The 22,461-nt window shown below is 70.8% G+C and carries 21 protein-coding genes; 3 read left to right on the top strand and 18 right to left on the bottom strand.

Translation table 11 applies throughout. The features are described 5' to 3' along the window. Nucleotides 1-47: 47 nt before the first annotated feature. Together ACSMXR_RS24260 and ACSMXR_RS24255 are read left to right on the top strand one after the other, a co-directional pair. A complete protein-coding gene (locus ACSMXR_RS24260; protein ID WP_364886825.1) occupies nt 48-668 on the top strand; it encodes a hypothetical protein in 621 nt (206 codons plus the stop codon). Nucleotides 669-798: 130 nt separating this feature from the next. Continuing rightward, nucleotides 799-1,521, top strand: a complete 723-nt coding sequence (locus tag ACSMXR_RS24255) for a haloacid dehalogenase type II (protein WP_473169903.1) — start codon at nt 799-801, stop codon at nt 1,519-1,521. Nucleotides 1,522-1,560: 39 nt separating this feature from the next. Here ACSMXR_RS24255 and ACSMXR_RS24250 read toward each other — a convergent pair whose 3' ends face one another. The 18 genes from ACSMXR_RS24250 to ACSMXR_RS24165 all read right to left on the bottom strand — a co-directional run bounded on the left by ACSMXR_RS24250 (nt 1,561) and on the right by ACSMXR_RS24165 (nt 20,008). Continuing rightward, nucleotides 1,561-2,493, bottom strand: coding sequence for an aldo/keto reductase (locus ACSMXR_RS24250; RefSeq protein WP_473169902.1), 933 nt, complete (start codon nt 2,491-2,493; stop codon nt 1,561-1,563). A 96-nt stretch (nt 2,494-2,589) separates the two neighbouring features. Then, nucleotides 2,590-4,047 (bottom strand): amidase, encoded by a 1,458-nt coding sequence (locus tag ACSMXR_RS24245; RefSeq protein ID WP_473169901.1) that lies wholly within the window; start codon nt 4,045-4,047, stop codon nt 2,590-2,592. Nucleotides 4,048-4,235: 188 nt separating this feature from the next. Further along, complete coding sequence (locus tag ACSMXR_RS24240; RefSeq protein ID WP_473169900.1) at nt 4,236-5,858, bottom strand: hypothetical protein; 1,623 nt, start codon at nt 5,856-5,858, stop codon at nt 4,236-4,238. Between the two features lie 123 nt (nt 5,859-5,981). After that, entirely contained in the window at nt 5,982-7,493 is a 1,512-nt protein-coding gene (locus tag ACSMXR_RS24235; protein ID WP_473169899.1) for a DUF4246 domain-containing protein, read from the bottom strand. A 137-nt stretch (nt 7,494-7,630) separates the two neighbouring features. Then, nucleotides 7,631-8,278: an OmpA family protein gene (locus ACSMXR_RS24230; RefSeq protein ID WP_218526450.1), complete on the bottom strand. Its 648-nt coding sequence runs from the start codon at nt 8,276-8,278 to the stop codon at nt 7,631-7,633. 8 nt (nt 8,279-8,286) lie between these two features. Next, nucleotides 8,287-8,904, bottom strand: coding sequence for a hypothetical protein (locus tag ACSMXR_RS24225; RefSeq protein ID WP_381853491.1), 618 nt, complete (start codon nt 8,902-8,904; stop codon nt 8,287-8,289). Between the two features lie 34 nt (nt 8,905-8,938). After that, nucleotides 8,939-9,547: a pilus assembly protein TadG-related protein gene (locus tag ACSMXR_RS24220; protein ID WP_218524934.1), complete on the bottom strand. Its 609-nt coding sequence runs from the start codon at nt 9,545-9,547 to the stop codon at nt 8,939-8,941. Further along, the gene (locus ACSMXR_RS24215) at nt 9,547-9,777 is read right to left on the bottom strand and encodes a hypothetical protein (RefSeq protein ID WP_003966643.1); all 231 of its coding nucleotides are present in this window, start codon (nt 9,775-9,777) and stop codon (nt 9,547-9,549) included. Before ACSMXR_RS24215 ends, ACSMXR_RS24220 begins: the two co-directional genes overlap by 1 nt. Before the next feature lie 204 nt (nt 9,778-9,981). After that, on the bottom strand, nt 9,982-11,016 hold the full coding sequence (locus ACSMXR_RS24210) for a response regulator (RefSeq protein WP_473169898.1): 1,035 nt from the start codon (nt 11,014-11,016) through the stop codon (nt 9,982-9,984). Between the two features lie 26 nt (nt 11,017-11,042). Next, nucleotides 11,043-12,488, bottom strand: a complete 1,446-nt coding sequence (locus ACSMXR_RS24205) for a sensor histidine kinase (protein ID WP_473169897.1) — start codon at nt 12,486-12,488, stop codon at nt 11,043-11,045. A gap of 138 nt (nt 12,489-12,626) precedes the next feature. Then, nucleotides 12,627-13,514: a DUF5936 domain-containing protein gene (locus tag ACSMXR_RS24200; protein WP_218524937.1), complete on the bottom strand. Its 888-nt coding sequence runs from the start codon at nt 13,512-13,514 to the stop codon at nt 12,627-12,629. Between the two features lie 30 nt (nt 13,515-13,544). Beyond that, the gene (locus ACSMXR_RS24195; protein ID WP_218524938.1) at nt 13,545-14,489 is read right to left on the bottom strand and encodes a type II secretion system F family protein; all 945 of its coding nucleotides are present in this window, start codon (nt 14,487-14,489) and stop codon (nt 13,545-13,547) included. Between the two features lie 10 nt (nt 14,490-14,499). Continuing rightward, the gene (locus ACSMXR_RS24190) at nt 14,500-15,837 is read right to left on the bottom strand and encodes a CpaF family protein (protein ID WP_218524939.1); all 1,338 of its coding nucleotides are present in this window, start codon (nt 15,835-15,837) and stop codon (nt 14,500-14,502) included. Nucleotides 15,838-15,955: 118 nt separating this feature from the next. Further along, on the bottom strand, nt 15,956-16,378 hold the full coding sequence (locus ACSMXR_RS24185; protein ID WP_218524940.1) for a TadE/TadG family type IV pilus assembly protein: 423 nt from the start codon (nt 16,376-16,378) through the stop codon (nt 15,956-15,958). Further along, nucleotides 16,372-16,818 carry a TadE family protein gene (locus ACSMXR_RS24180; RefSeq protein WP_381853477.1) on the bottom strand — a complete coding sequence of 149 codons (447 nt, stop codon included), beginning with the start codon at nt 16,816-16,818 and terminating at the stop codon, nt 16,372-16,374. The genes ACSMXR_RS24185 and ACSMXR_RS24180 overlap by 7 nt, the downstream gene beginning before the upstream one ends. Nucleotides 16,819-16,821: 3 nt before the next feature. Continuing rightward, complete coding sequence (locus tag ACSMXR_RS24175; protein ID WP_137231977.1) at nt 16,822-18,135, bottom strand: CpaE/TadZ family protein; 1,314 nt, start codon at nt 18,133-18,135, stop codon at nt 16,822-16,824. A 7-nt stretch (nt 18,136-18,142) separates the two neighbouring features. Next, nucleotides 18,143-18,850 (bottom strand): Flp pilus assembly protein CpaB, encoded by a 708-nt coding sequence (gene cpaB / locus ACSMXR_RS24170; protein WP_030082561.1) that lies wholly within the window; start codon nt 18,848-18,850, stop codon nt 18,143-18,145. A gap of 291 nt (nt 18,851-19,141) precedes the next feature. Continuing rightward, nucleotides 19,142-20,008, bottom strand: coding sequence for a hypothetical protein (locus ACSMXR_RS24165; protein ID WP_170994526.1), 867 nt, complete (start codon nt 20,006-20,008; stop codon nt 19,142-19,144). 643 nt (nt 20,009-20,651) lie between these two features. Here ACSMXR_RS24165 and ACSMXR_RS24160 point away from each other — a divergent pair. Continuing rightward, nucleotides 20,652-22,382, top strand: a complete 1,731-nt coding sequence (locus ACSMXR_RS24160) for a chitinase (protein ID WP_364886716.1) — start codon at nt 20,652-20,654, stop codon at nt 22,380-22,382. Nucleotides 22,383-22,461 lie beyond the last annotated feature (79 nt).

Below are 22,461 nucleotides of genomic sequence, written 5' to 3'. Positions count from 1 at the left end.
CGACACGGACGGCACGGAGCACGCGGGGCATGGGGGGCGCTCAGGTCATGCGGGGCGCGCACGGCTTGCGGGGCCCGCGCACGGCCCGGCGGCGGGTGACGGCCGCCGCGGTGGCCGTCGCGGCGGCGGCCGTGCTGCTGGCCGGATGCGGCGGCGACGAGGACACCGCCTCCGTGCCCGAGGGCTGGGGCACGCTGGACACCGGCAGCCTGCGCGTCGGCTACCCGAAGAACGAGGGGTACGCGGAACAGCCCGCGGGCGAGCGGGCCAAGGCCAACGCGGCCGTCGCGCTCAAGGAGGAGGACGGCATCCGGACCGGCATGGTCTCGGTCCAGCTGGACTTCGCCACGGGCGTGCACGACGCGGCCGGGGCAGCGGCGGCGGCGGGCGCGGGCATCGGGCTGAGCTCCACCCGCAAGGCCACGGAGGACGTACGCCTGGCGGGCCCGGACAGCGCCGGCGAGGCGCGCGACGCCCGCCGGATCGACTACGACTTCACGGCGGACGGCCAGGAGGACACCCCGAACGCGGGGACTCCGATGACCGGGGTCCTGGTCGCGGGCGTGGACGCGAAGGGCGTGCCGTTCGTGGTGCGCCTGAACGCGGTGAAGGACGCGGTCGACACGGAGGATCTGGACGCGTTCGTGGGGTCGATCACGGTGAAGTAGTGCGTGGTCGCGGTGAAGTGAGGGGCACGGTCACGGTGAACCAGGGCACGGTCATGGCCGAGCAGGGCATGAGGGGCCGCTGTCGCGGTGTTGTTCGGTCTGCCGCCCACCCTCCGGAGGAGACCGCGCCATGGCAGAGCTGAAGATCGACGCCCTCGTGTTCGACGTGCTCGGCACGCTCGTCGACGAACCCACCGGGCTCCGTGCCGGCATCCGCGCCCTGGACCCGTCCACCGGCCCGTCCGCCGTCCCGTCCCTGGACGCCCCCGGGACCGACCGGCTTCTGCTGCTGTGGCAGCGGCACATCGAGCGCGAGCAGCGCCGGATCCTCGACGGCGACCGGCCCTACCTCCCCAGCGACGCCCTGGACCGCGAGGCCGCCCGGCTCGTCGCGGAGGCCGCCGGGGTCGGGGACCCGGCCGCCGTGGAGGAGCTGGCCGGTGCGGCCCGCCGCCTCCCGCCGTGGCCCGACACCGTGGCGGGGCTGGCCCGGCTCGCCGGACGCTTCCCGCTGATCGGCCTCTCCAACGCGAGCCGGACGGCGCTGCTGGAACTGAACGCCCACGCGGGACTGCGCTGGCACCAGGCCCTCTCCGCCGAGGACGCCCGCGCCTACAAGCCGGACCCGGCGGTCTACCGGCTGGCCGTCACCGTCGCCGGGCGGCCGCCGGAGCGCCTGCTGATGGTCGCCGCCCACGCCTGGGACCTCCGGGGCGCACAGGCGCTGGGCCTGCGCACGGCCTATGTGGCCCGCCCGGTCGGCGACCCGCCCGCGCCCTCGGACCGGTTCGACCTGTACGCGGAGGACCTGGCGGACCTGGCCCGGCAACTGGAGCTCCCCCCGGGCGAATGAGGTCGCACCGGGCCGGTCAGCTCCTCTATCGCCTATCGCCTATCGCTTCACGCCCGCCTCGCCGCCCCGGTGGAGGGCTTCCAGGGCGGCGAGTTCGTCGTCGGACAGCCGCAGGGCTCCGGCGGCGACGTTGGCGGCGAGATGGTCCGGGTTTCCGGTGCCGGGGATGGCGAGCACATGGGGCCCGCGGTGCAGCGTCCAGGCCAGCCGGACCTGCGCCGTGCTCGCGCCGTGCGCGCGGGCGACGGTGAGCAGCGCATCGGCGCCGGCGTCCGCGTCCGGGGCGGCGCCCGCCTCGCGCCCGGCGCCCGCGATGGCGTAGAAGGGCACGAAGGCGATGCCCTGCTCACCGCAGTCCCGCAGGAACGCGTCCTGGTCGGGCGGGGATCCGAGCCCGTACTTGTTCTGCACACAGACCACCGGTGCGATGGCGCGGGCTTCGGCGAGCTGCGCGGGGCCGACGTTGGAGACGCCGAGGTGACGGATCAGCCCGGCCTCGCGCAGTTCGGCCAGCGCGCCGAAGCGCTCGGCGATCGAGTCGGTGCCCACGATGCGCAGGTTCACCACGTCGAGGTGGTCGCGGCCGAGCTGGCGGAGGTTCTCCTCGACCTGCCCGCGCAACTGCCCGGGTGTGGCGTGGTTCTGCCACCGGCCCGAGGGGTCGCGGCCGGGTCCGACCTTGGTGGTGATGACGAGGTCGTCGGGGTAGGGAGCCAGCGCGCTGTTGATCAGCTCGTTGGCGGAGCGGAGCCGCGAGAAGTAGAACGCGGCGGTGTCGATGTGGTTCACGCCGAGTTCGCGGGCGCGGCGCAGCACCCGTATCGCCCGCTCGCGGTCGCCCGGCACCGCGTCGACGTCGAACGCCTCACCCTGCTGCGGCAACCGCATCGTCCCGAACCCGATGCGGTTGACCACGAGGTCGCCGAGGGTCCAGGTGCCGGATGCCGCCGCCGTGATCGTCTCTGATGTCATGCCGAGATGATCTCCGAGCGGCGGCGGTCCCGACAACGATGTGGCCGGCCCTTCCGCCACGAACCGCACGCCTCGGCGGGCCGGAGCGGCAGCGATCTATTTCCGTTCCGGCGCCTGGAAGCCGCCGATGCGCTGCTCCAGCAGTTCGGCCAGCCGCAGCGGGGTGCGGTCCTCGAACATCGGTCCGATGATCTGCACGCCCACCGGCAGTCCCTCGGGCGACCGGCCCGCCGGTACGGCGGTCGCGGGCAGGCCGGGCAGGGTGGCCAGACCGGCCCAGACGAGCTGGTCGAAGTAGGCGAACCCGACGCCGTCGGTGTCGACCCGGCGGGCCAGCGGATCCGGGTGGTGGTCGTGCGGGAACGCGGGGGTGGGCGTGATGGGGCACACCACGGCGTCGAAGTCGGCGAAGAACTGCCGCCAGGCGTGGCGGTGCAGATCACGGCGGGTGTTCACTGCCATCCAGTCCCGGTGGCTGAACACCATGGCACGCAGCCGCGCCGCGTCGAGGCTCCGGTCGTCGGCGCTCAGCCCGGCGGCGCGGGCCCGCAGTTCCTCGTACGACTCGACGGGGAAGCTCGCGACGGAGCCGGAGAACAGCAACTGGGTGTAGAGCGTGGCGGATTCGGCCAGATCGGGCAGCAGTGGGCTGTGCCGCTCGACGCGGGCCCCGCCGTCGACAAGGGCGTCCGCCACCCGGCCCACGCCCGCACGCACGGCGGCCCCGGTCGGAAGGAACGGATGCTCGTCCAGGACCAGGACCCGGAAGTCGCCGATCCGCTCGTGGCGCGCGGGCGGCAGCCTCAGGTGGTGCGCCACACCGAACGTCAGCGGGTCCGGTCCGGCCATGACATCGAGGAGCAGCGCTAGGTCGCGTGCGCTGCGCGCCATCGGACCGACGACGGCGAGGTCGTGGTCGAACGGCAGGGCGGGGGTGCCGGGCGGGACCATGCCCCGGCCGGACACCAGCCCGAGGCTCGGCTTGTGCGCGTGGACACCGCAGAAGTGTGCGGGCGTGCGCAGCGAACCGGCGAGGTCGGAGCCGATGGACAGGGCGCCGAACCCGGAGGCCAGGGCGGCGGCCGATCCGCCGGACGAGCCGCCCGACGTACGGCTGTGGTCCCAGGGGTTGTTGGTGGTGCCGTAGATCTCGTTGAAGCTCTGGATGTCCTGCAGCCCCAGCGGCACATTGGTCTTGCCGAGCACCACCGCACCCGCGTCCTTGAGCCGCGACACCTGTACCGCGTCCTCGGCGGGCAGATGGTTCCGGTACTGCGGCATGCCCCAGGTCGTGGGCAGGCCCGCGATGTTGTAGGACTCCTTCACCGTCACCGGTATGCCGAGCAACGGCCGGTCCTCACCACGGGCCCGCGCCTGGTCGGCGGCGCGGGCGGCGGCCCGGGCCCGGTCGAAGTCGGGCACGCAGACGGAGTTGACCGCCTTGTCGTCCCGCTCGATGCGGGTGATCGCGTCGTCGGTCAGTTCTGCCGAGGTCACTTCGCCGGCACGCAGGGCAGCCGCGAGTTCTTCGGCCGTCAGAAAATTCCACGTCATGGGGCGAACGTATGCGCCCCCGCGTGAGGGCAGGAAATACCGATGCGCGCAACGGCGACAACCGGGCAGCGGGCAGGGCCGCCCCGCGTACGGCTTGTCGGCTCACCGGGGCAGCGAGCAGGACCCAGCGCGCCATGTGCCGGCGCACCGGGGCAGGGGGGCAGGGACCCCGCGTACGGCTTATCGGCTCACCGGGGCAGCGGGCAGGTGAGGGGAAGGACCCGTTCGGTGAGGCGGCCGGTGAGGAGGGCGTCGGTGACGACCGCCTCCGCCAGCCAGTCCGCCGCGGTCAGCCGGTCCACCAGCTCCGGCAGCTCGCCGGGGTCGACGGCGCACCGGGAGGCCAGGGCCTCCAGCTCGATGCCGCGGCCCTGGGCCCCCAGCCGGCCGTCGGCGTCGATCCCGGTGGCCAGGGCCAGGGCGAGCAGCCGTACCTCGGCCTCGGTCTTGGCCTTGCGGAGCTTCTTCTCGCCGACGACTCGCTGGGCCCATCCGCTGAGCCTGGGCCGCAGCTTCTTGCCGAACGTGAACGGGCCCGGGTCGCTGTCGTCGGGCGTCAGCGACGGCACGCTGATCCGGGTGGGGCACTCGGGGCGGGAGGCGATCAGTTCCTCGACGGTCCCGGCGATGCTCAGCCAGCCGCTCTCCACCAGCCGCCCCACCAGCTGCTCCGGCTCGCGCAGGGGCAGCCCCTTGAGGTCCTGCCCGACGAGGTTGCCGACCCCGGACTGCGCGGTGCGCAGCGTCAGCATCACCACCAGGAGGCGTGCGTCCGGGCCCGGCAGGGGGGCGTGGTCGGCCACCTGCGCGAGGACGGCCCGTGCGTGGTTCCACTGCGCGGACGCGGTCAGTAGCCGTGCCACGACGGGCCCTTCACCGTCCGGAGCCTGGCCGATGCGGTGCAGGTGCTGACGGCGGACGGTGGCGGCGGCCTGCTCGGCCCGTTGGGCGTCGAGACGCAGTGCGGTCTCGCCGGTGGCCTCGGCCCAGGCGAAGAAGGCCTTCGCCTTACGGGCGTGGAGGTCGGCGAGCACCGCCAGGTCGGGTTCGTCGCGCTGCTGGTAGGCGCGGAAGAGTTCACCGAGTTCGGTGAGCTCGTCCCGCAGGGCGATGGGCCGCAGCTCGTACGGGACGAAGCGCTGGGCGATCCGCCCCCGCCGGCCGCGCTGCCGCGCCGGCCGGGCGGTCCGGGCGGCCCGTGCGGTCCCGGCGGGCCGGGGGGCCGGCACCGGGTACGGGGCGGTGGCCCCGGAGGCGGTGTGCGAGAAGTGCGGGCCGACGGAGGAAACGGGCGGTACGGGTGCGGCGGCCGACGGCGCGCGTGAGGCGGCCGGGGCCGGTGCGGCGCCGTCGGCCCGGAAGGCGTCGCCCGCGGTCGGCCGGTCCGGGACCGGGGCGGTGGCGACGACCTTCGCGGTCGGGTGGGCGGCCGCGCAGCGCGAGCAGCACTCCATGACCCGCCACCAGCGCCCTTCCCGGTCCGTGACGACCGCCAGGACGATCGCGCCCCCGCACCGCCAGGGGGCGGGGCGCTCACGTGGTCCGGCGGGCCGGATGTGCGTGTGGCACTCCTCGGCCCGGCAGGCGCAGTACGCCGTGGGGCGGGGAGCCGGGCCGGCGCGCAGGTGGGCCTTGAGATGCTCGACCGCCGCCGTACGGCCTACGGCGGCGGAGGGCAGCACCTGCGCGGCGCAGGCCGGCCGACTGCACGAGACACGTACGTCCGCCCGCCCGCGACCGACGGGATCCAGCCGCACCGTCCAGGTGCGCCCCGCCACCCGTTCGTTCGTCGCCTGGGCCTCCACACCCATCACACCTTCCTCGCCGCACCCGCATGAACCCACAACGCAAACGACGGTCGGCCGTTCGGGTGACGGGCACGGAGGGCATGTGGCTGATTTGCTTCCATGCCGGGCAGGAGGACCGGAGGAGTGTCAGTGCTCGCAGAGGGAGAACTCCCGCTCGTAGAGCTGCTCGTTGTGCTCGTCGACGAAGAACTTGCGTTCGTGCATGAGCTGTTCGCGGTACTCCTTGGCCTGTTCGAGCGTCATGGTCGAGGTGTCGGACCAGGGCTGCTGCGGCGGCACATCGGATGTCGAGACGATCTTTTCCGACGGATCGACCAGGAAGAACGCGAGAATCTTGCGGTAGCCGGGGCGGGTGGGATCCGCGAGCCGGAACGAGCCGACGCGATGCTGCAGGATGTTCGGGAACGCCAGGCAGCGGCCGGCCGGGGTAGCTGCCGATCCCAGCGTCTGGTTCAGGGCGTCTTCGTCCTCCAGGCCGTAGACCTCACGCAGACCGTTGTCGTCGTTCTGCTCGTAGCGCGGGTAGTCGAGCGCCGCCCGGAAGCTCAGCCGGCTTTCGGTGATGTTCTCGCTCTCCCAGTAGTAGATGCCGGTGGAGACGATCCGCTCGTTCAGCATTCCCTCGACATGCCAGGAGCCGCCGTCGTATGCGGGCTTCTCCGGGGTGAGGTGAATGGTGGCGAGCTTGACGATGACCTGGAGGCGGCGGCCGCGCAGATCGACCCGGGCGGAATCGTCGGGCAACGCGGGCGGGGTGTAGTCCGGGGCGTCCGGAATGACCGGACTGCGGTTGACCCACCAGTCGTCCTGGGCCGTCTCCCACGCGCTGAGGGCTTCCTGGTAGGCCTCGTCATCGCTGAAGGAGGACTTGTCCGGATGCTCCGGCTCCGAGTCGCCGTACCACCCGAAGGGGTCGGCCTCGATCCGGAGGGGCCGCGGGTGGCGCAGATCGGTGAGGACGTTCTCCCACAGAGGGCGCATGCGCGCGAACAATTCCGGGAGCACGGAGGCCAGTTCGCGATGCTTTTCGGGGTGGACGTTGTTGACGTACGAACGGAAGGCGACATCGCCCTCGGTGCTGACGTCGACGTCCGTGGGCAGCCACTGGAACTTCTCGGAGAACTCGTACGCGGTGTAGCGGTCCGTCGGGTTCCGCCAAGCCCGCTCGGGTGCGCCGCTCGCCTCCCGTACCAGGCAGAAGAGGGAGGGGTGGACCAGATCCAGCACCTGGTCGCCGGATCCCGGATGCCAGTCCTGCTCCGCTTCGGGAACCTCCTCCAGAACCCGGACCGCGGCGCGCAGCCGGGATCCGAGCTCGTCGTCGATCAGCGTGTCCGACTGCCACACCCCGTCGACGGCGGACACCTCCGTGCCGGTCCGCTCGTCCCGTAGCGAGGCGTAGTGCACGAGCTCGGCGAGAACGTAGCGAACCTGCGCCTCGGTGAGCCCTTGGGCTATCGCTTCCCGCGTCCACCTGGCGACGATGTCGGCATCATGCATCTTGTCGAACCATCCCGGCTTCGCCCGGATGTGCGCGCTGCACTGCGTCATCTGGAGTTCCCGCAGCGTTCGGGGGGTCGCGAACGAAACGGAACGGGAGACATGGAAGGGCAGCGGAAAAGCGGACAGGCTGGTCAATTCTCTGGGTCTTCCCGGTCGGCGTGTGGTGGCGGGAAGGATATGGCAGCGGACTGACAACGGACTGACAGCGCACCCGCCGTCGCTGGGAGAGCGACGACGGGTGCGGGTGCGCCGACCGGTGCGTGGAGAAGGGGTCAGGACCCCTCTCCGCGCGGGAAGGACACCTCCACGCGGCGGTTCTTCTTCCGGCCTTCTTCGTTGCTGTTGCTGGCGATCGGGTACTGCTCGCCGTAGCCCCGGATCTCGTACGTGATCGTGGGGCCGAGCTGCTTCGACAGGACCCCGTGCACGGCGTCGGCGCGCTGCTTGGACAGCACGTCGCCGTGGGCCGAGGAGCCGAGGTTGTCGGTGAAGCCGAAGACGCGGACCTTGGTCGCGTTCTGCTTCTTGATCTCCTCGGCGATGGCGGCGATACGGGCGTTGGCCGCCGAGCTGAGCTTCGCGCTGTCCTTGCCGAAAAGGACTTCGGCCTGGAGCGCGAACTTGATGTCGGCGTTGCTGTCCTCGCGGCGTTCCTCGCCGCCGAGGTCTTCGACCACCTGGACGATGTCGAGGACCCGACCGGGGGCGAGGGTGCCGCCCTCCGGCATCTTGAGGTCGGGGTCGTTCGGGTCGACGGGAACGGGCGGCTCCGACGTCGCCTCCGTGCCGGGCGGGACGCTCGGCCCGTCGTCGGCGTACGAAGGTGCGGCTCCGAGCAGCGTGGTGCCGGCGATCAGCACGACGACCGCGACGGCCTGTCCCAGGTTGCGTGCGACCCGGGGGCGGTGGGTGGTCTTCATGGCCGCACTCACCCAGAAATCTTCAGCGAGGTGGTGGCGAAGGTCGGGAGGGTGAAGTCGACCTCGGTCGTGGTCTGCGGCGGGGCGGGGAACTGCATGAAGACCGGTGCTGTCTTGCCTGGGGCAAGGGACGTGATCGCCGTGGTGCACAAGCAGCGGGAGTCAGTGTCCCGGAGCACGTAGTAGCGCTTCTTCCCCGCCTTGTCCACCAGCGTCGCACCGGCGACCGAGTTGGGGTTCTTGTTGACGATGTTCACCTCGGAGCCGGCCCAGCCCGAAGTGGTCCGTGCCTGGTCTCCCTCGTTGGTGATCGCGCCCTGGACCGTGAGGAAGCCGCCGGAGTCCCGCTTGACCTCGTTGACGACCAGGACCAGGCCACCCTGCCCGCGGGACTCCGCGAGCTTCACGTCCGGGTCCACATTCTCGCCCGCAGCTGTGTCCTCCTGCTGCGTCTCGCCCTTGTCCTCCGCGGACGGGCTGGCCGGGGCGGACGGGGTGCCGGAGCCCTCGGTACCGGGCTCCTCGCCACCGCCGTCGCCACAGCCGGCGAGAGCGAGGGCCAGGGCAGCCGTCATGGAGACAGCCGCCATCGCCCTTCTGGTCGTCGTGGTCCGCCGCATGCTCATGGTCCGATTCCTCTACTCGTCGTTCGCTTCGCTGTCACTGGTCGACCAACCGCACGTCGAAGAGCGTCGTACTCACGCTCTTCCACGGCGGAGGGCTGCCGGGCGCGATCTCAAGGATCTTGCCGTTCCGGCACGTGAAGATGAAGAGGTCCTGGACGCCGTCGCTGTTGAAGTCGATGGCCTTCGGGTTGGGACAGCGGAACTCGATGAGCGCGGTGGCCTCGGCCTCGGCCTTCTTCTCGTCCGAACCGGGGAGCACCGGCGAGTCCACCGCATCACGGCCCTTGACCTTGACCTTGATCGTGTCCCGGAGGTAGCCGTAGCGGGGCACACAGAGGGTCAGGTCGGCCTCATTGGCTCCTGCCAGTCGTTCCGCCTCGTAACAGGGCGGAGCGAAGGGCGCGCCCAGGAAGATATCCAGAGTATTGCCGGGAAGCGAGGCGTAGAAGCCGGTTCCGAAGTCGTCACGCGCCTGCTGGGCGGCGGCCAGCGCGGCGGCGTCGGCGGCACCCTGGGAATCGTTGCGCAAGGCCGCAGCCTTGCCGACGGCGAAGAAGGCCAACGCAAGGAAGAGCAGGCCCGCCACCATCACGATGTAGATGGGGAAGGCCTGCCCTGCGTCGCCGTGTTGGCGCTCGCGCATCAGCCCGAGACGATGGAGGTCACCAGTCCGTCGATGCGGCTGGAGATGTTCCCGCCGATCCCGGAGGCCGCGATCGCGCCGATGATCGCCACGACCACCAGAATGATGCCCAGGTACTCGAACGCCGTCTGCCCCCGGTCCTTCGCCGCGTAGCGCTTCTGGATGCTGCTGACGGCGGTGTTGGCCCAGCCGTTGACGCGGACGGCGGTCTTCAGGGTGATGTCCGACATGGTGTTCCCCTCCTGGTTCGGCCGACCGGTTGCCGGCCGACTCGCACGTTTCTGCGGTGTCGCCCTCGGTACCGGCTTCCTCCCGGCCGGTGCCGTTGGCGACGTGAGAAACATAGGGGGGAATCATCGCTCGCCCAGAGGGCCCGTGGGCCCATTCCCGGGCCCAAAAGGAGTTCTGGGCCCTCTCGTTGCGCGATCGCCCGGTCATGGCTGCCGCCCTGGGTTCCGGGGCGCGGTGCCGAGCCAGTGGGCGATGGCCTCGCTGCGCGTGGCGCTGTGGAGCTTCGTGAAGATGCGGTTGATGTGGTTCTTGACCGTCTTCTCACTGATGAAGCAGGTGGCGGCGATCTGCTGATTGCTCATCCCGGACGCAATCAGGTCCATGACCTCCACCTCCCGCGAACTCAGCTTGTACTGCTGCCTGTTGGGGGTGGGTGCCGACCCCCCGGACACAGATGACTGTCCCACAGAAGGTTGCAGTTGCGAAAGACTTTCCGAGTTTTCGAGGGGGTGTGGCGGTACGTGCGCGGGCACGGGCGGCGTCGTCAGCGCAGAGCCCAGGCCCTCGGGCAGGGGGCCCCGCTGCGGGGCCGTCCCCTGCCGCATGTGGGCCAGCAAGGCGTCCGCCGCCGTGGCGGTGAAGTGGGCACGGCCGTCCTTCGTGTCGCGTACCGCCTGGACCAGTTGGTCCGCCGTGAACTCGCCGTGCACCAGGTAGCCGCCCGCGCCCAGGCGCAGCGCCTCGTGGACGATCTCGCTCTCGCGGCTGTACGTCAGCATCAGCACGGGCGCGAGGCCGACCAGGTGCGGCAGGGCCGAGATGCCGTCCACGCCGGGCATCCGGACGTCGAGCAGGACCACGTCGGGGCGGTGCTGGTGCGTCTTCTCGTAGGCCTCACGGCCGTCCGCAGCCTCTGCCACGACCTCGATGTCGGCCCGGCCCGAGAGCAGTACGCCCAGGCCCGCCCGGACCACCGGGTTGTCGTCCGCGACCACCACCCGGAGCCGGGCCTGTGCGGGGGCCGTGGGTGCGGGCGGGAACGGGGACGCGGCGGTCTCTCCGAACGGCGGGTACGGCGTCGGCGCGGCCGGGGGCCGGATCGCAGTGTGCTGGGGTCCCGGGTGTCCGGCAGGGCCGGGGGTCCGGGTGAGCGGGATGTGCGGCGACGGGTGCTGGGGGGCGGGGTGGTGAGCCGCCGCCCCGTAGCGGTTCGGCGCGGGGGAGACATCGTCCGGCATGCTGCGACCTCCTCTCAGGGTCGGGGTTACGGGTGGGGGGTCGTGACGTTCTCAGGTGCTGGTGCAGACGACAGCAGTGGTGACAGCGGCGAGTACGAGGGTGCGGGCGACGACCAGGCCGCGAGCTCGGGGGACGGCGCGGGCAAGGCAGCAGGCGTGGCGTTCTCCTCGGCGGCCGTGGCCTTCAGCGCCGCCAGCGGCAGCTCCACCCGCACCTCCGTGCCCTTCTCCGCCTTCCCCCGGCCGATCCGGATGCGGGCGCCGATGGAGGCGGCCCGCTCCACCATGCCGACCAGGCCGAAGTGGCCGGCCCGGCGGAGGGTGTCGAGCGTCGTGCCGGGGGGCAGGCCGCGCCCGTCGTCGTACACGCTGACGCGAAGCATGTCGCCCTTCACGCCCGCGAGGACGATCAGATACGTCGGGCCCGCGTGGCGGTGGGCGTTCTCCAGGGCCTCGGAAGCGACGGTGACGAGTTGGCGGGCGACCGCCTGCGGGACCGGTGGCACCGGCGTCTCCTCGGACAGGCGGCGGAAGGTGGCCGTGACCGGGTGGCGGGCGGTGAAGTCCTGCGCCTGGGCCGCCAGTTCAGCCAGCAGGTCGACGCCGCCCTCCAGGCCCTGTTCCCGACGGAGGTCGCTGAGCAGTTCCCGGGACTCTGCGGCGGCCCGGCGGGCGGCGCGGGCGACCAGGTCCGCCTGGAGCTTCACGGTGGGCGGGTCCATCCGGTCCGCCGAGCACGCCAGGCCGTCGGCGGCCAGCGCGAGGCCGTGCAGGGTCTTGGCGACCGAGTCGTGCATCTCACGGGCCAGGCGGGTCCGTTCGCCCTCCACCGCCTCGGTCACCGCCAGCCGCGCCCGGGTCTCGGTGAGCGCCTGGGTCGCCGTACCGAAGCGCAGAAGCAGATTGCGCAGGGTGACGCCGACCGCCCCGGCGATCACGCAGAAGCCGGGCAGGAGGAGTCCCGCCGCCCCGCCCGCATCCAGTTTCGGGACGCTGGCGTACACGCCGAAGACGATGACCACCTGGAGGGCCGCGAAGACCGCCGCGCCGCGCCAGCCCTGGACCAGGCCGGCCAGCAGCGGGGTGCAGACGGTGACGTACGCGAGGGTCGACTCGGGGGTCGCCGTGATCAGCAGCAGCGCACCGAAGAACACGTCGACGGCCAGCAGCCAGGGGTGGCGCAGAAGGACCGGGCCGAACCGCTCCCAGTCGCGGAACAGGACGTACGAGCCCATGAAGGTGACCAGGATCGCCGAGCCGATGAACCAGGTCGGCAGGCCCGGCGCCGTGTGACTGATGGCGTACGGGGTCGCTATCGCGATCATCGCCAGGCGGAAGCCGAAGACCTGGCGGCACATCGCCTGGAGCGCGTTGACCTGGATGGCGAAGGCCGGGCGGGCCGGGGTGCCGGTGTGGGCGCGGGTCAGTTCCGCCGTCAGTCCGGGCTGGGCTCCGCTGAGCTGGAATGCCATGCGCCTGTCACCTCCGTCTCATTCGCCGTAGCGCTCGTGTTCCACAGAACCGGCCGACTGCTTCAGCAGGCGTTCCGGAACGTAGGAGTTCCGTCCCCATCCGGCCCGTCGTTCATGTCATTCCGCCTCTCGTTCATGTCATCCGCCCGTGAGGGACGAGAGGTCGACGTCGGCTCCGTACACGAATCCGACGGTGAGGAGGAGCAGCGTGGCCGGGAGGAGGAACGTGGTCACCGCGAACGTGGCCTTCGGCACCGCCCTGGCCGCCTTGCGGCGGGCGTTCTGGGCGTCGGTGCGGCGCATGTCGTTGGCGATCTGGATGAGGGTCTCGACGATCGGCGCGCCCAGCTCCTCGCCCTGCTGAAGCGTCGTGACGAACATGGCGACCTGTTCGGAGTCGTTGCGCCTGCGCAGTTCCTCGAAGGCCTGACGGCGGCTGACCCCCATGTCCATCTGCCGGAGCGTGATGCGCAGTTCGTCCGCCCAGGGGCCCTCGTACTTCTCCGCGACCCGGTCCAGCGCCTGCCGGAAGCCGAGTCCGGCCGAGACGACGACGGCCAGGACGTCGAGGAAGTCCGGCAGGGTCCGTTCGATGTGCTCGCGGCGCACCCGGATCGCCGACCAGATCCCGGCCTCCACCCAGAACAGGCCGAACGCGACCATCAGGAGCGCGAGGAACAGCTGGCCGCGCAGGAGCATCGAGAAAGCGCCGAGAACGCCCAGCGCTCCGTAGACCGCGCGGCGGGCGGCGTAGCGGTCGATGGTGAGGCCGCCGGGGTTGCCCGCCAGGTCGATCTGGCGGCGCTTCTTGTTGACGGCCTTGGGGCCCATCATCCGCAGGACCGCGGGCGCCCAGCGGATGCCGAGGCGGTCGATGCCGGAGCCGACCGCGCCGGTGCGGGAGGCCCCTGACTCCAGTGCCACGGCCAGGTCGCCGGGGAGTTTGGCGTCGGCCCGGTACATCCGGATGCCGTGGATGGCCCCGTAGACGGCGAGGCCGACGACCAGGGCTAGCAGCAGGTCCATGTCCGTCCCCTTTCTTCCTGGTTCCTGGTCTCAGACATCGATACGGGAGAAGCGGCGGATGACGACGAACCCGATGGCGTAGAGGACGATGGACACGACCACCGCCACCTGGCCGAAGAACGCACCCGTCATGCGGTCCAGCGCGCCGGGCATGACCGCGTTCATCAGCAGCATCGCGCCGATGCCGAAGAGCGGGACCGCGTAGGCGGTCACGGTGACCTGGGAGAGCTGCGTCTTGACCTCGCGGCGGGTCTCCTTGCGCTCCTCCAGCGTCTCGGTGAGGTTGCGCAGCGAGCTGACGACCGTACCGCCGGCCCGGTTGGAGAGGACCAACGTCGTGACCAGGACGACCAGCTCGCGCGAAGGGAGCCGGTCCGTCAGTTCGCTGAGCGCGTCCTCCAGGGGCTCGCCGACGGCCAACCGCCGCGCCACCCGCGCCAGTTCCTCCCCCGCCGGGTCCTCCAGCTCCTCCGCCGCCATCGACAGCGAGGTGCGCAGGGCCAGGCCCGCCTGGGTGGCGTTGGCGAGGATGCGGGAGAGCTCGGGGAGCTGGTTGATGAAGCGTTCCGTGCGCTTGATCCGCTGCCAGTTGAGGAACGCGTTCGTGCCCCAGAGACCGATCAGCGCGGCGACCGGGCCGAAGAACGCGGCGAGCATGGACGAGGCGATCATCCAGAGCCCCGCCATCGCGAAGAGCGCGTAGACGACGAACTCGCCGGGCGTGATGTCCATGCCGGTCGCGGCGAGTTTCAGCTCCAGCTTCCGGCCCAGCGAGGTGGCGCGCAGCCGGCGGTCCAGGCCCTTGAACCGGCGACGGCGGCCCGTCTCGGGTATCTGGCCGACGTGGGAGAGCCGCTCGACGAGGGCGTCACGGTCGGCCTTGCCGCCGGAGTAGGCGTACAGGCCCATCACACCGAGCACGCAGCACAGCAGCGTGACGCCGATGGTGACCAGAGGGAGGTTGACGTTGTCCATGGCTCGGTACCTAGTTGGCCTCTCGGGTGGCGAGCTGTTCGGCGGACTGGGCGACGCCGAACGCCTGCGGGATGGGCTGGCTGGCCAGGTAGAGGCGTTCGGCGAGCCTCCGGGGCAGCGGGAGGTACTGGAAGTCGCCGTAGATCCGGCCGTCCGGTGCCATGGGCTGGGCGTTGAAGCGGGCAACCGTGACGATGCGGTACGGGTCGCGTCCGTGCGAGTCGAGGACGGCGATCTCGGTGATCTTCCTCGTGCCGTCGGCGTGCCGGGTGAGCTGGACGATCACGTCGACGGCGCTGTTGATCTGGTCGTGCAGCGCCTCGAAGGGGATCTCGACCTCCGACATCGAGGCGAGGGTCTGGAGCCTCATCAGCGCGTCCTCGGCGCTGTTGGCGTGCACGGTGGCCAGCGAACCGTCGTGACCGGTGGACATCGCCTGGAGCATGTCGAGCGACTCGCCGCCTCGGACCTCACCGACGACGATCCGGTCGGGGCGCATACGCAGCGAGTTGCGGACCAGGTCACGGATGGTGATCTGGCCCTTTCCCTCGACGTTCGCGGGGCGGGTCTCCAGCCGGATCACATGGCTCTGCTGGAGCTGGAGTTCGGCGGAGTCCTCGATGGTGACGATGCGCTCGATGTTCGGGATCAGTCCGGAGAGCGCGTTGAGGAGGGTCGTCTTGCCGGTGCCGGTGGCGCCCGAGACGATGATGTTGAGCTTGGCCTGGACGAGGCCGGCGAGCAGCACCAGCATCTGTTCGTCCAGCGAGCCGAAGCCGATCATCTCCTGGAGCGTGAAGGAGCGCGGGAAGCGGCGGATGGTGAGCGTCGCGCCGGTCAGCGACAACGGCGGGATGATCACGTTGACACGTTCACCGCTGGGCAGGCGGGCGTCGACCATCGGGTTGGACTCGTCGACGCGTCGGTTGACGGTGGACACGATCCGCTCGATGGTCTGCATCAGCTGCTCGTGGGAGCCGAAGCGCATCGGGAGCTGTTCGACCCGGCCGTTGCGCTCGACGAAGATCTGGTCGGGGCCGTTGACCATGATCTCGGTGATGGACGCGTCCTCCAGGAGCGGTTCCAGAATGCCGAGGCCGAGCGCCTCGTCCACGACGCGGCGGATCAGCTGCGAGCGCTCCACGGTGGACAGGACCGGGCCCTCGCGGCTGATGATGTGGCCGAGGACGCGTTCCAGCCGGGCCCGCCGGTCGGCGGCGGCCAGCGAGGACATCTCCGCGAGGTCGATCTCCTCCAGCAGCTTGGCCCGGTAGGTGGCCACCATGTGGCTGTCCTCCCGTGCCCCGCCCTGTTCCTCAGGAGCGGTCATGCGTGCCCGCAGGCTCATCGGCGTAGCTCTCCTCGGTGTTCGCGGACGATGCCGGTCCGGCAAGGTCCCCTCCGTACCGGGCCGGATCAGGGACCGGAGGCGGAGGCGGGGTGGGGTGGGACGGGAGCGGCGGGGGTCAGAAGCCGATCCGGGATCTCTCGTTGGGCATGGTCGTGCTCCGCTCCGCCCACCAGCCCTTCAGACCCGGCACCACAGAGGGCACCTTGACCCGGACCGTCACCGTGATGTCCTGGCCGCCGCTCTTGCGGTAGCGGAACCCGCCGTCCTCCACCCAGTCGCTCACGGCGTCCCGGGCGTTGCTCTCGCCGCTGCCCCGGGCGTCCACGCTGGCTTCCGTACGGGCTCCGGCGCGGGCGGCGGTGCCCGCCTGGTTGGCGGCGTACGCGGCCAGGCCCAGCTGGATGGCCGCCATCGCGACGAGGAGCAGCAGGGGGAGGAAGCCGAGGTACTCCATGGCGACCTGGCCGCGGTCACGGTCCCGGTCGTTGCTCGCGGGTGCGGAACGGGTGTGCTCGCTGTTCGGATGTGTCGTCACCATGACTGCGTCTCCATCGGCGAACCGGCCGTGCCCTTGATCTCCGTGTCGAGGTCGAACAGACCCGGCACCAGCACCGGGACCTTCAGCTTCACCGTGGCCTCGTACAGGCTGCTGCCGCCGCGGCAGGTGACCTTGGCGTTCTTCGCCCAGGCGTCGGGCAGATCCTTCATCGCGCCCTCCCGGCACGCGACCCCGGCCGCGTACTCCGCGCCGCTGCCCTTGCGCGCGCCCACGTCGGCCGCGTTGCCCGCGAGGCTGAAGGTGTAGCCGATCAGGGCGCACTCCCAGAGCACGAGCATGATCAGGATGATGAAGGGGGTCATGCCCAGGAACTCGACGGCCGTCTGGCCGCGGTCCCGGTTCGGGCCCAGTCCCCCGCGCTCACGTAGGGCGGTGATCCGCCCCCGTATGCCGCTTCGTGCCGTCCTTGTGGTGGTCATCGCTCAACGTGTCCCCTCGGAGTCTCCGGTGCCCCGGCCGGAGCCGTCGCGCCGGCGGCGCGGGCGTCCGATCGAGCCCCGGTCGTTCTTCAGAGCGCCGCTGTTCCGTTTGACCAGGGCGCTGCCGCTCTTCTTCGCCGTCGTGCTCTCCTTGACGATGCCCAGCTCACCGGCCAGGCCCCAGAGCGCCTGCTTGACCGTGCTCTTGGCGTCCAGTTCGTGCAGGCGTCCGGAGTCGATGGAGGCCTGGAGTTCCTTGAAGTTCGCGGGGATCGCCGCCGAGGCGACCCGGGTGCCGGTGATCTTCTGGATCAGCGGCGGCTGGATCTCGGTGTTGCGGGTGAAGCGGTTGACGAGGGTGACGGTCTCCTCGGCCTTGCGGATCTGGAGCCGTTCCCACATCCGTACGATGCGTTTCGCGCCGCGCACCGCGACCACGTCGGGGGTCGTGACCAGCAGGGCCACGTCCGCCATCTCGATGGCCGCCGCGTTGGCCCCGTTCATCTGGCCGCCGCAGTCGATGACGACGATCTCGTAGCGGGTGCGCAGCGCGCTGACGATCTGGCGGGCCGAGCGGTCGCTGACCTCCTCGCCGCGTTCGCCCTCGCCGGGGGCGAGCAGCAGGGCGAGGCCGGTGGAGTGGGAGAACACCGCGTCGGACAGCACCCGGGGCGATATGTCGGTGATCAGGGCGAGGTCGACGAGGGAGCGGCGGAACTGGACGTCGAGGAACGAGGCGATGTCCCCGGTCTGGAGGTCCATGTCCACCAGCGCCACCGTGTTGCCGGACGCCTGCGCGGCCAGGGCGAGTTGGATGGCGGTGACGGTCGCGCCGACGCCGCCCTTGGCGCCGGTGACCGTGACCACCGTGCCGCCGGGGCCGGTGAAGACCTCGTTGCCGGAGGTGAGGTGGCGGCGTACCCCGGCGGACCACTGGGCGGCCGCCTGGACGCGGTTGGCCAGTTCCTCGTAGCTCAGCGGCAGGGTGACCAGGCCGCGGGCGCCGGAGTCCATCGCGTCGGCGAAGAGGTTCGGGCTGGCGTCGGCGGTGATCATGACGACGCCGACCGAGGGGAATCGCAGCGACACCTCCCGGATCAGTTCCAGGGCCGGTACGGGGCCGATCCGCTCGTGGACCAGCACCACCTCGGGCAGTTCGTCGAGCGCCTCGCCCGCGAGGCGGGCCAGGGTGTCGATGAGCTGGGTGGAGTCGCCCACGGGGGTGGCCGGTTCGGCGTCGGGCAGCTGGCTGAGCAGGGTGGTGACGGAGCGGGCCGCGTCGAGATCGCCGACGGCCGGGAGGATTCTGGTGGTCATCCGATCCTCACTTGTCCTTGTCGAGCGTGTAGGTGCGGTCGCCGGGACGGATGGTGCCGTCGCTGCCCGGGGCGACGAGCGCGAGGCGCACGTGCTCCGCGAAGGACTCGGCGTAGGCGACGCGCTGGGTGTCCAGCGTGTTCAGGGCGAAGGTGATCGGCACGGCCTCGGTCGCCCGGCTGCCCCGGTCGTCCGCGCTCGGGTCCAGGGCGGTGAGTTCGCCGACGTCCAGCACCTTGGCGTTGGCGACGATGACCTTGGACTGGGCGGAGTCGCCCTGCTGCTCGCCGGCGAACGTGGCGTAGATGTTGACCGTCGCGCCCGGTGTGATCTTGCCCGCGACGCCGGTGGAGGCGTCGATCATGATGGCGATCTCCTGCTCACCGGCGCGGAGTTCGGGCTTGCGGACCATCATGTCCGACTGGAGGAGCGAGCCTTCGCGGAGTTCGGTGACCGCGATCTTCGACTCGACCTCCCGCAGGTCGGTCACGGCGTTCTCCGAGAGCCAGCGTTTGGGCATCTTGATCTTCTCGAACTGGCCGCTGTTCAGGGCGGTGTACGGAGCCACGTTGGTCTTCAGCTGGTACGCCGTCACCTCGGGTCCGACCTTCGAGTTGACGTCGCTGATCACCGAGAGCACGCCGGCGAAGGCCGCGAAGGCACACAGGACCGACAGGAGCAGGAGTATCACGCCGCGGCGCTGGCGGGAGTTCATGGTCCGGACAACCTCGTTCGAATCGGATGCGTGGGACGGACAGCGGACAGAAGGTGCGGTGGAGCGGTGCGGCACCGGAGCGGTGCGGCGGTGCGACCGTGCGGTGGGGCGGTTACGCGCTTACATGTGCGGCGGCGCGGTGCCGTGGAGGAGACGGCCCGCGGGCGGGAGCGGTGGCGCTGGACGGTGTACGTGCGCGGAAGCCGGGCGAGTACGGGGACGGGTGAACGGGGACGGTCGCGGCGGGGGAGGACCGGCGCGGAGCGGGGTGGTGCGGGTGGAGCGGGTGGCCTAGGGGCCCGGCGAAACGTCGGCCCCGTGATGGAGGACACCGGCGGGAGGCGTGCGGTTCTCCGGAGCCGCGAGTGGTGCGGAACAGAATGCACAGCGGTCGCCGATGAGTTCCATGGCGCACCAGTGACACTTTTCCCGGCGTACGGAGGAAACCAGCTGGTAGAGCACGGAGAGGTCCGGGAGGTGGGCCGCGAACTCCACCAGCTTTCCCGTCCCCCACCAGCGCGGTGAGTCGGCCGGGACCGTGGTGTCGTGAATGGCCTGGACCTTCCAGGCGGGCGCGAGGGTCTCCTGTACCCAGTCCGAGTGCAGATTCCCTTTGGCCACCAGAAGATGCGTACCGAAATCAGGTCCCGCCGGCGGTTCGACGGTCGGGCCCACCTTGATCAGCTGCGGCTCGGGGCCGGCGAGCACGGCGAACTGGGACCCGGGGACCCAGGACTTGGCGTGGCTCTTGAGGCTGACCGGGACACGGTCGAGCCGGGCGACGGAGTTGAGGAGCGCGCCCGCGTGGATGTAGTGCGAGAGCAGCCGGGCGGCGGAGGCGACCACCCCGGGGCTGAAGTCGCAGATGGACAACTGCCGGAGCTGGCGCACCAGTACGGCCACGCCAAGGGGCGGGAGGTCCACCTTGACGAGGGCGATCCGGTCGCTCTCCAGCACCGAGCGGATGGAGTGCAGACGGCGCTCGTGCTCGGGCCGGATGCCCGAGGGATAGAGGGCGATCACATACCCGTGCTGTTCGAGCAGCAGGTGCATGTCGCCGATGGCCAGCTCCAGCACCTGGGCCTCGGGGGCCTGGAGCAGAGCGGCGGTCGGCGTCTGCTGGTCGGTGGGCGGCAGCACCAGGTCTGCGCTCGTCACTGCTATTGCGGTCGGCACGCTCTTCCCCGTTTCGGCTCCGGTCGACGTGGGGACGTCGGCCGCAATCGCTACCTGCTCCGTGCTCCTGCCCCAGCACTTTAGCCACGTCTCACCAGGCAGAGAACAGTTATCGGAGACCAGTACGCCACCATGCGAACACCGTTCCTACGAGGCCCGGGTACTAAACGGGATGAAATCGATTCCGCCCAACTCGCCTTTCACTGCGGAGCGTTACCGAAGCCCGTGTCCAGCATTCGATCATGTATCCATTCGCGCACGTCAGGCGGCATTCCGGAGCGTCCAACTGCCTTTTCGTAAGGGCGTTTCCGTGACGGCCCGAAGATCTCCCGCAAGATCACTCGTGCGGGGGTCGGCGTGCGGTCACGGGGTCGTTTCCGTTCCGTGAATCCTCGGACCGGCACCCCCGTACGGGGGTGACAGGACCCCCTCGCGGCCACCTCGCCGACGGCCATTCGCCGCCAGAGGTCTTGACAACTCGATTGGTCTGGACCAGCTTATGCGCCACAGCGGTGGCCACCGCTGTGGCGTCACGGATCCCCGCTCCGCCCACCCCCGTGCAGCCCGTGCGGCCCGGCACATCCGCACGATCCGCCAGCACCACCAACTCCCCCCGGAGGCACCAGTGGAACGCTCCGCAGGCAGCAGTCGCAGAAGAAGACGTCGCTCCCGGCCCGTGCTCGGCGGCGCCATGGCCGTCGTCGCGGCCGCCGCGCTGACCGTCACCGGACTCGTCAGCACCGCCCAGGCCGCCGACGTCAACAACGCCAAGAACGCGGGCTTCGAGTCGGGCCTCGCCAACTGGACCTGCTCCGGGGGCAGCGGCGTCGTCGTCTCCACGCCCGTGCACGGCGGTACGTCCGCGCTGAAGGCGACCCCGGCCGGCCAGGACAACGCCAAGTGTTCGCAGTCGGTCAAGGTGAAGCCCAACTCGACGTACGCGCTCAGCTCCTGGGTGCAGGGCGGCTACGCCTACCTCGGTGTGAGCGGCACCGGAACCACCGACGTCTCCACCTGGACACCGGGGTCCACCTCCTGGACCAAGCTCTCCACCAGCTTCACGACCGGCGCGAACACCACCTCGGTGACCGTCTACACCCACGGCTGGTACGGGCAGGCCGCCTACTTCGCCGACGACTTCGAGGTGACCGGACCCGACGGCGGGGGCGGCGAGGAGCCCGGACCGGTCATCCCGGCGGCCCCCGGCGGCCTCGCGGCGGGCGCCACGACCACGTCCTCCGTCGCCCTGTCCTGGAACGCCGTCTCCGGCGCCACCGGATACACCGTGTACCGCGACGGCACGAAGGCCACCACCTCCACCGGCACCTCGGCGACCGTCACGGGCCTGTCCGCCGATACCGCGTACCAGTTCTCCGTGAGCGCCACCAACGCGGCCGGCGAGTCGGTCAAGTCGGCCGCCATCAGCGCCCGTACGGCCAAGGAGGGTACGGGCCCCGGCCCCGGGCCCGCCGTGCCGAAGCACGCGGTGACCGGCTACTGGCAGAACTTCAACAACGGCGCGGCCGTCCAGAAGCTCAGCGACGTCCCGGCCGACTACGACATCATCGCGGTCTCCTTCGCGGACGCCACACCCACCCAGGGCGCGGTCACCTTCAACCTGGACTCCGCCGGGCTGAACGGCTACACCGAGGCGCAGTTCCGCTCGGACATCAAGGCCAAGCAGGCGGCCGGCAAGAACGTCATCATCTCGATCGGCGGCGAGCTGGGCACGGTCCGGGTCGACAGCGACGCCTCCGCCACCGCGTTCGCCAACTCGGTGTACGCGCTGATGCAGGACTACGGCTTCAACGGGGTCGACATCGACCTGGAGAACGGTCTCAACGCCACCTACATGACGAAGGCGCTGCGCCAGCTGTCGGCGAAGGCGGGCAGCGGTCTGGTCATCACGATGGCCCCGCAGACGATCGACATGCAGTCGACGTCGGGTGAGTACTTCAAGACGGCGCTCAACGTCAAGGACATCCTGACCGTCGTCAACATGCAGTACTACAACAGCGGTTCGATGCTCGGCTGCGACGGCAAGGTCTACTCGCAGGGCTCGGTGGACTTCCTCACCGCGCTCGCCTGCATCCAGCTGGAGGGCGGCCTCGACCCGTCCCAGGTCGGCATCGGCGTCCCCGCCTCCACCCGGGGCGCGGGCAGCGGCTATGTCGCCCCGTCGATCGTGAACGCGGCGCTGGACTGCCTGACCAAGGGCACCAACTGCGGTTCGTTCAAGCCGTCGAAGACCTACCCGTCGCTGCGCGGCGCGATGACCTGGTCGACGAACTGGGACGCGACGGCCGGGTTCGCCTGGTCGAAGGCGGTCGGCCCGCACGTCCGCAGCCTGCCGTAACGCGTAGCGCGTAACGCCTGCGCACCCACCCGAACCCTGCAGCGCCGCCGCTCCCCCGGCGGCGCTGCGGCGTGTGCGG

This window comes from Streptomyces sp. DSM 106670, assembly GCF_055792845.1.
The sequence above is the reverse complement of the archived record's forward strand: the minus strand, read 5'-3'. Positions and strand labels throughout refer to the sequence as shown.

Bases quoted from the DNA above. Each gene is read 5' to 3' on its own strand.
- ACSMXR_RS24260 (WP_364886825.1), top strand. From the start codon at position 48: ATGCGGGGCGCGCACGGCTTGCGGGGCCCGCGCACGGCCCGGCGGCGG.
- ACSMXR_RS24190 (WP_218524939.1), bottom strand. From the start codon at position 15,837: ATGAGCCTGCGGGCACGCATGACCGCTCCTGAGGAACAGGGCGGGGCA.
- ACSMXR_RS24250 (WP_473169902.1), bottom strand. From the start codon at position 2,493: ATGACATCAGAGACGATCACGGCGGCGGCATCCGGCACCTGGACCCTC.
- ACSMXR_RS24230 (WP_218526450.1), bottom strand. From the start codon at position 8,278: ATGAAGACCACCCACCGCCCCCGGGTCGCACGCAACCTGGGACAGGCC.
- ACSMXR_RS24185 (WP_218524940.1), bottom strand. From the start codon at position 16,378: ATGGTGACGACACATCCGAACAGCGAGCACACCCGTTCCGCACCCGCG.
- ACSMXR_RS24195 (WP_218524938.1), bottom strand. From the start codon at position 14,489: ATGGACAACGTCAACCTCCCTCTGGTCACCATCGGCGTCACGCTGCTG.
- ACSMXR_RS24205 (WP_473169897.1), bottom strand. From the start codon at position 12,488: ATGGCATTCCAGCTCAGCGGAGCCCAGCCCGGACTGACGGCGGAACTG.
- ACSMXR_RS24225 (WP_381853491.1), bottom strand. From the start codon at position 8,904: ATGAGCATGCGGCGGACCACGACGACCAGAAGGGCGATGGCGGCTGTC.
- ACSMXR_RS24200 (WP_218524937.1), bottom strand. From the start codon at position 13,514: ATGGACCTGCTGCTAGCCCTGGTCGTCGGCCTCGCCGTCTACGGGGCC.
- ACSMXR_RS24215 (WP_003966643.1), bottom strand. From the start codon at position 9,777: ATGTCGGACATCACCCTGAAGACCGCCGTCCGCGTCAACGGCTGGGCC.
- cpaB (WP_030082561.1), bottom strand. From the start codon at position 18,850: ATGAACTCCCGCCAGCGCCGCGGCGTGATACTCCTGCTCCTGTCGGTC.
- ACSMXR_RS24210 (WP_473169898.1), bottom strand. From the start codon at position 11,016: ATGCCGGACGATGTCTCCCCCGCGCCGAACCGCTACGGGGCGGCGGCT.
- ACSMXR_RS24240 (WP_473169900.1), bottom strand. From the start codon at position 5,858: ATGGGTGTGGAGGCCCAGGCGACGAACGAACGGGTGGCGGGGCGCACC.
- ACSMXR_RS24245 (WP_473169901.1), bottom strand. From the start codon at position 4,047: ATGACGTGGAATTTTCTGACGGCCGAAGAACTCGCGGCTGCCCTGCGT.
- ACSMXR_RS24175 (WP_137231977.1), bottom strand. From the start codon at position 18,135: ATGACCACCAGAATCCTCCCGGCCGTCGGCGATCTCGACGCGGCCCGC.
- ACSMXR_RS24220 (WP_218524934.1), bottom strand. From the start codon at position 9,547: ATGCGCGAGCGCCAACACGGCGACGCAGGGCAGGCCTTCCCCATCTAC.
- ACSMXR_RS24180 (WP_381853477.1), bottom strand. From the start codon at position 16,818: ATGACCACCACAAGGACGGCACGAAGCGGCATACGGGGGCGGATCACC.
- ACSMXR_RS24255 (WP_473169903.1), top strand. From the start codon at position 799: ATGGCAGAGCTGAAGATCGACGCCCTCGTGTTCGACGTGCTCGGCACG.